This window comes from Ramlibacter sp. (genome assembly GCF_035706265.1).
GTDB lineage: Bacteria > Pseudomonadota > Gammaproteobacteria > Burkholderiales > Burkholderiaceae_C > Ramlibacter.
In genome coordinates this window covers 1-6504 of record NZ_DASSVG010000731.1, presented here as the reverse complement: position 1 = coordinate 6504, position 6504 = coordinate 1, and the positions used below count along the sequence as shown (strand labels likewise).

Sequence of the window (6504 nt, the reverse complement as noted above, 5' to 3'; positions counted from 1 at the left end):
GCAGCAGCCGGTCGTAGGCCTCCTCGGTGCCGTCCTCGGCGCGCACCACGCGCTTCACGCGGTCGATCTGCACCACCTTCCTGCCGGCGTGCAGGCGGATGCGGTTCTGCTCGTACCAGTCCCAGGAGTTCAGGACGATCTCGTCCAGCGTCTGTTCGCCCGCCAGCACGGGCGACAGCAGGATGCGGTTGTAGTTGGGGTGCGGCTCGGCGCCGAACACCGCGATCTCGTGCAGCTCGGGCTGAATCTTCAGCAATTCCTCGAGCGTGCGCACGCCGGCCATGCCGTTGCCGACCATCACGAGCCTGGTCTTCTTCATGCCGCCACCTTGCCTTTCCGGCCGAAGGAGGCGGCCGCGCGGGCGGCCAGCGGCTCCACCTTGCGCTGCTTCTCGTACAGGAAGGACAGGATCTCCTGCCGGCAATGGTTGTAGGCCTTGTCCTCGGCCAGTTCGATGCGGTTGCGCGGACGCGCGAGCGGCACCTCCATCACCTGCCCGATGGTGGCCGCCGGGCCGTTGGTCATCATCACCACCCGGTCCGACATCAGCACCGCCTCGTCGACGTCGTGGGTGATCATCATCACCGTGTTCCCCAGCTCGGACTGGATGCGGATCACTTCGTCCTGCAGGTGCGCGCGCGTCAGCGCGTCGAGGGCGCCGAAGGGCTCGTCGAGCAGCAGCACCTTGGGCTCCATGGCCAGCGCCCGGGCGATGCCCACGCGCTGCTTCATGCCGCCGGAGATCTGCGAGGGCAGGCGGTCCAGCGCGTGCGACATGTTGACCATGGCGAGGTTGTGCAGGATCCACTCCCTGCGTTCGGCCGGCGTGCGGCTGTCGCGGAAGATCTTGTCGACCGCGATCTCCACGTTCTGGTAGACCGTCAGCCAGGGCAAGAGCGAGTGGTTCTGGAACACCACGGCGCGGTCGGGGCCGGGCGCGTTGACCTCGCGGTTGTCCAGCAGCACGCCGCCGCGGGAGGCCTTCAGCAGGCCGGCCACGATGTTCAGGACGGTGGACTTGCCGCAGCCCGAGTGCCCGATCAGCGAGATGTACTCGCCGCGCTGCACGTCCAGGTCGATACCCTTGAGCACGGGGTTGCCGCCGTTCGGGCCGGGGAAGGTCATGTCGACCTGGGAGAGCGAGAGATAGGCTTTGCTCATGACGGTGTCCTCAGGCGGCGGAGGTGCCGCGGGTGACCTTGCGGCCGATGGCGGCGACGATGCGGTCCAGGGCGAAGCCCACCAGGCCGACGTAGACGAGCGCCAGGATGATGTCGCTGATGCGCGAGGAGTTCCACGCGTCCCAGATGAAGAAGCCGATGCCCACGCCGCCGATCAGCATCTCCGCGGCGATGATCGCCAGCCACGACAGGCCCACGCCGATGCGCAGCCCCGAGAAGATGAAGGGCGCCGCCGCCGGCAGCATGATCCGGGCGAAGTATTCGAAGCCGTTCAGCCGGATCACCTTGGCGACGTTGCGGTAGTCCTCCGGGATGTTGCGGATGCCGATCGAGGTGTTGATGATGATCGGCCAGATCGAGGTGATGAAGATGACGAAGATCGCCGAAGGGTGGCCGTCGCGGAAGCCGGCCAGCGAGATCGGCAGCCAGGCGAGCGGCGGCACCGTGCGTAGCACCTGGAACAGCGGATCGAGCCCGCGCAGGGCCCAGGTCGACTGCCCCACCAGCACGCCGAGGCTCACGCCCGCCACCACCGCCAGCGCGTAGCCGTAGGCCACGCGCTCGAGGCTGGCGAGCAGCTGCCAGGCGATGCCCACGTCGTTGCCGCCGTGGTCGTACCAGGGGTGGGCGATCAGGTCCCAGGTGTCCTGCACCACCTTGCTGGGGGCGGGCAGGGCGGCGCCGGGGCGCGAACCGAGCGCCTGCCACACCGCCAGCAGCACGGCGAGGATCAGCAGCGGCGGCAGCACGTGGGTCATGAAGCCCTTCAGCGCGCCGGTGGTCCATGCGCGCAGGGCGCCGGGCGCGGCGGGCGCCGCGAGCGGCAGCGCCGGGATGGTTTCCGTCTTGTCCATGGCGGAGGCCTTTTTCGTCGGGAAGGAGATGGCGGCGCCCATGTCTCAGGCCGCCTTGAGGTTCTTGATCTCGAGCGAGTCGAGGTACTTCTTCGGGTTGGCCGGGTCGAACACCTTGCCATCGAAGAACTTCTCCACCCCGCGCGAGGTGGAGGCGGGGATGTCCCTGGCTGCGACACCGAGTTCCTTCGCCGCCGCGCGCCACAGGTCCTCGCGGTTCACCCTGGCGATCAGCGCCCTGGTGTCGATGTTGGGCGGCAGGTAGCCCCAGCGGATGTTCTCGGTGAGGAACCAGAGGTCGTGGCTCTGGAAGGGATAGCTGGCGTGGTCCTTCCAGTAGCGCATCTGGAACTTGCTGTCGGACTCGACGCGGCCGGTGCCGTAGTCGAAGTCGCCCTTCATGCGGTCGACGATGTCCGCGAGCGGCGCGTTGATCCAGCGCCGGCGCGAGCAGATCTCGGCAACCTCGGCGCGGTTCTTCGGGTCCTCGCAGTACATCTGCGCTTCCATGACGGCCTTCAGCAGCGCCTTGGTGCTGTTCGGGTTGGCCTGCACGTAGTCGGCGCGCATGGCGAAGGCCTTCTCCGGATGGTTCATCCAGAGCTCGCTGGTGGTGACCGCCGTGTAGCCGATCTTCTGGTGAATGAGCTGCAGGTTCCAGGGCTCGCAGACGCAGAAGGTGTCCATGCTGCCCACCTTCATGTTGGCCACCATCTGGGCCGGCGGCACCACGATGGTGTTGATGTCGCGGTTCGGGTCCACGCCGCCCGCGGCCATCCAGTAGCGGATCCACAGGTCGTGGGTGCCGCCGGGGAAGGTCATGGCGGCATTGACCGCCTTGCCGGTCTTCACCCGCTTGGCCAGCAGCGCCTTCCTGAACTCGCGGGTGTCGACGCCGACCTTGAGGTCCTTGTACTCGTTGCCTACCGAGATGCACTGGCCGCCCAGGTTCAGCCGCGCGAGGATGTGGATCGGCACCTGCACGTTGTTGGCGGTGACGGCGCCCGTCGTGATCAGGTAGGGCATGGGCGTGAGGATGTGCGCGCCGTCGATGCCGTTGCTCTTCGAGCCCAGCACCAGGTTGTCGCGCGTCGTGCCCCAGGAGGACTGCTTCAGCACCTCCACCTCGGTCATGCCGTGCTTCCTGAAGAAGCCCTTCTCGTCGGCCACGAACAGCGGTGCGGCGTCGGTGAGGGCGATGAAGCCGAGCTTGGCCGCCCTGGTTTCCGGCGCATTGCCCTGGGCCATCACGATGCCGGGGAAGGCGCCCGCGAGGCCGGCGCCGCCCAGCGCGGCGGCCCCCTTGATGACGGACCGGCGGGAGATCGTGTTGGTGTTGCTTTGCATCGTTGGCTCCAAGGTTGCGAAAGACAAAAAGGAAACGGCGCCCATCGCACCGCGTGGCTCGCGCGCACGCAGGGATGGACGCCGTTGTCCAGGGATTCGGGTTGTGCCGCGCGCCGTCGTTGGCGCCCGCTCGATCTCCGTGTTAGCAGGAGGCGTGCCACGGTCTCGGGGGATGTTCCGGCCTTCGGCCGCCTCGCAAGGGGGCGCCGCGCACCTTCGTTGTGCGCCATGCCCTCAGTCCGACGCACCCGGCAGCACTTCGGCCAGGGACAGCACGGCCTCGGCGACATCGACGATGCGGCGGTTCTGGTTCATCGCCATCTGGCGCAGCGCCTTGTACGCATCGTCCTCCGACAGCTGCCGGTGCGCCATCAGCAGGCCCTTGGCGCGCTCCACCACCTTGCGCTCGTTGAGCGAGGCGCGCACCGCATCGAGCTCGTCGCCCATCTGCTGCAGCCGGCGCGACTGCTCCTGCAGCAGGTCCAGGATCGAGCGTTCCAGGTGCGGGCCGAAGCTGCCACCGGGCCCTGCCGCGGGATCGCTCGCCAGCGCGGCCAGCATTGCGCTCTGGTCGCGCAGCTCGGAGCGCGCCTGCGCGATGCGCGCCTCGCACAGTTCGCGCAGGTGGCGCGCCAACACGTCCTCCACCGCCCGCATCGCGTCGATCCGGCGCGTGGCCCAGTCGTACCAGGCCTGGCTCAGGTTCGGGTCCAGCTCGCGCCGCGTGCTGCCGCCGAGGCGCCGCAGCCGCTCCACTTCGGCCAGCACCGCCGGCTCGCGGCTGGCCCGCTCGGCGCGCAGCACCTCGGCGTCCGCGAAATCGGCGAACACCTGGAAGCAGGTCTCCTGCGACTCGATCAGGTGGCGCCATTGCTGCTGCCCCGAGGCGTCGATGAAGCCGGCGGCGAACACGCCCGCCCCCAGGGCGCGCTCCTGGCCGGCGAGTTCCTTGCCCTGCATGAAGTTGAAGAGGGCGACCAGCGCGCGCGACACCTTGGGATCGGTGGCGCTGTCGGCCGCCTCGAACACCACGCCCAGCAGCCCCGTCACGAGCTTCACGTAGGCCGCGGTGGCGTCGCGCGCGGACAGCGCCTGCCGCGCGACGCGCGCGCGCAGCGCGGGCAGGCCGTCCAGCGCATGCAGCACCATGGCGACGCGGCTGAACAGGCGCGAGCCGTTGCGCACGCAACGGCTTCCGGTCTCCAGCGCCTCGAGCTGCGCGCGCACCTCGCCCTCGACCTGGCTGCATTCCTCCACCTGCCGCAGCCGCTGCGCCGCGAAGCGGCGGCCGTGCGAGCCGAGGAAGACGTTGCAGATGCCGCGCTCGCGCTGCAGGGCATGGACGAAGCGGCCGATCACGCCCACGAGCTCGCTGGTGCGGGCGAGCTCCTCGAGTTCGGCGATCTCGCACTGGCGCGCGGCCAGGAGGAAGCTGGTTGCGGATTTCATCCCCACGACCACAGCAACAAGCGTGCCGCAGGTAGACTCGCCCTCATGTTGGTCCTGGGCATCGAATCCTCCTGCGACGAGACCGGCGTCGCGCTGGTGCAGGCCGCGGGCGTCGGCGTGCCGCGCCTGCTCGCGCACGCGCTGCACAGCCAGATCGAGATGCACCAGGCCTATGGCGGCGTGGTGCCGGAGCTCGCCAGCCGCGACCACATCCGCCGCGTGCTGCCGCTTGCGCAGGAGGTGCTGGGGCAGGCGCAGCGCGGCCTGCCGGAGCTGGACGTGGTGGCCTACACGCGCGGCCCGGGCCTGGCCGGCGCACTGCTGGTGGGCGCGGGCGTGGCGTGCGCGCTGGGCGCCGCCCTGCGCAAGCCGGTGCTCGGCGTGCACCACCTGGAAGGGCACCTGCTGTCGCCCTTCCTCAGCCAGGATCCGCCCGAATTCCCCTTCGTCGCGCTGCTGGTCTCCGGCGGCCACACGCAGTTGATGCTGGTCGAAGGCGTGGGCCGCTACGAGATGCTGGGCGAGACCATCGACGATGCGGCCGGCGAGGCCTTCGACAAGTCGGCCAAGCTGCTGGGGCTGGGCTATCCCGGCGGGCCGGCCCTCTCGCGGCTCGCGCAGCAGGGCGATCCCGCCGCCTTCAAGCTGCCGCGCCCGCTGCTGCACAGCGGCGACCTCGACTTCTCCTTCGCCGGCCTGAAGACGGCCGTGCTCACGCAGGTGCACAAGCTGGGCGACGCGCTCGAGGCCCGAAAGGCCGACCTGGCCGCGTCCACCGAAGCGGCGATCGTGGAAGTGCTCGTAAGAAAATCGCTGATGGCGCTGGATCGCAGCGGCCTGGAGCGCATCGTGGTGGCCGGCGGCGTGGGCGCCAACCGGCGCCTGCGCGAGCACCTCGACGCGGCCTGCGCCCGGCGCGGGGTGCGCGTGCACTATCCCGAGCTGTCGCTGTGCACCGACAACGGGGCGATGATCGCCCTGGCGGCCGCCATGCGGCTGCAGGCCGGGGTGCAGCAGGCGAGCGCCGCCTACGCCTTCGACGTCAAGCCGCGCTGGCCCCTGCAGGCCCTGGCCGCCTGAGCGGCGGGGCCGCACCGAAGCTCTGCCGTCGGGCGGAGCGCGGGTTTCCTGCAAGCGCCGCGACAGGAAGCCTTGCCTAAGATGAAAAACATATGAGCGATTCGGCGACGCCCCCTGCCTTCGAAGATCCCGCCGGCACCTGGAACCGGCGCTTCTCCGAAACGGGCTACCTGTTCGGCACCGAGCCCAATGCCTGGCTGCACGACCACGCCTGGCTGTGGGAGGCGGGCGAGCGCGTGCTCTCGCTGGCCGACGGGGAAGGGCGCAACAGCGTGTGGCTGGCGCAGCAGGGCCTGACGGTCGATGCCTTCGACATCTCGGAAGTGGGCGTGCGCAAGGCGCGCGACTTCGCCCGCATCACCGGCGTGAAGGTGAACTTCGCGGTGGCCGACATCGATTCGCTGCAGTGGCCCAAGAGCATCTACGACGGCGTGATCGCCATCTTCATCCAGTTCGCCCACCCGGAGCTGCGCGCGCGCATCTTCCGCGGCATCATCGAATGCCTCAAGCCGGGCGGCCGGGTGGTGCTGCAAGGCTACACGCCCAGGCAGCTCGAATACCGCACCGGCGGCCCGCCCTTCGCCTCGCACATG

7 protein-coding genes are annotated in these 6504 nt (G+C 69.5%); 2 read left to right on the top strand and 5 right to left on the bottom strand.

Annotated features, from left to right (window positions below; genetic code table 11):
- From VFM98_RS26135 to VFM98_RS26115, 5 genes are all read right to left on the bottom strand, one after another.
- A partial coding sequence (locus VFM98_RS26135; protein WP_325112805.1) for an FAD-dependent oxidoreductase occupies window positions 1–319 on the bottom strand: 319 nt, incomplete at its 3' end.
- Entirely contained in the window at window positions 316–1161 is an 846-nt protein-coding gene (locus tag VFM98_RS26130) for an ABC transporter ATP-binding protein (protein ID WP_414709091.1), read from the bottom strand. The genes VFM98_RS26135 and VFM98_RS26130, both read right to left, overlap by 4 nt.
- Before the next feature lie 10 nt (window positions 1162–1171).
- On the bottom strand, window positions 1172–2035 hold the full coding sequence (gene ntrB / locus VFM98_RS26125; protein ID WP_325112804.1) for a nitrate ABC transporter permease: 864 nt from the start codon (window positions 2033–2035) through the stop codon (window positions 1172–1174).
- Between the two features lie 45 nt (window positions 2036–2080).
- The gene (locus tag VFM98_RS26120; RefSeq protein ID WP_325112803.1) at window positions 2081–3382 is read right to left on the bottom strand and encodes a CmpA/NrtA family ABC transporter substrate-binding protein; all 1302 of its coding nucleotides are present in this window, start codon (window positions 3380–3382) and stop codon (window positions 2081–2083) included.
- Window positions 3383–3616: 234 nt separating this feature from the next.
- Window positions 3617–4831, bottom strand: a complete 1215-nt coding sequence (locus VFM98_RS26115) for a nitrate- and nitrite sensing domain-containing protein (protein WP_325112802.1) — start codon at window positions 4829–4831, stop codon at window positions 3617–3619.
- A 45-nt stretch (window positions 4832–4876) separates the two neighbouring features.
- On the opposite strand from VFM98_RS26115, the gene tsaD reads away from it, so the two are divergent.
- Complete coding sequence (gene tsaD, locus VFM98_RS26110) at window positions 4877–5911, top strand: tRNA (adenosine(37)-N6)-threonylcarbamoyltransferase complex transferase subunit TsaD (RefSeq protein WP_325112801.1); 1035 nt, start codon at window positions 4877–4879, stop codon at window positions 5909–5911.
- A gap of 92 nt (window positions 5912–6003) precedes the next feature.
- On the top strand, window positions 6004–6504 hold a 501-nt coding region (locus VFM98_RS26105), incomplete at its 3' end, for a class I SAM-dependent methyltransferase (protein ID WP_325112800.1).

What these genes read in the sequence shown, in the direction of transcription:
- tsaD (WP_325112801.1), top strand. Translation starts at nt 4,877, where the DNA reads ATGTTGGTCCTGGGCATCGAATCCTCCTGCGACGAGACCGGCGTCGCG.
- ntrB (WP_325112804.1), bottom strand. Translation starts at nt 2,035, where the DNA reads ATGGACAAGACGGAAACCATCCCGGCGCTGCCGCTCGCGGCGCCCGCC.
- VFM98_RS26115 (WP_325112802.1), bottom strand. Translation starts at nt 4,831, where the DNA reads ATGAAATCCGCAACCAGCTTCCTCCTGGCCGCGCGCCAGTGCGAGATC.
- VFM98_RS26120 (WP_325112803.1), bottom strand. Translation starts at nt 3,382, where the DNA reads ATGCAAAGCAACACCAACACGATCTCCCGCCGGTCCGTCATCAAGGGG.
- VFM98_RS26130 (WP_414709091.1), bottom strand. Translation starts at nt 1,161, where the DNA reads ATGAGCAAAGCCTATCTCTCGCTCTCCCAGGTCGACATGACCTTCCCC.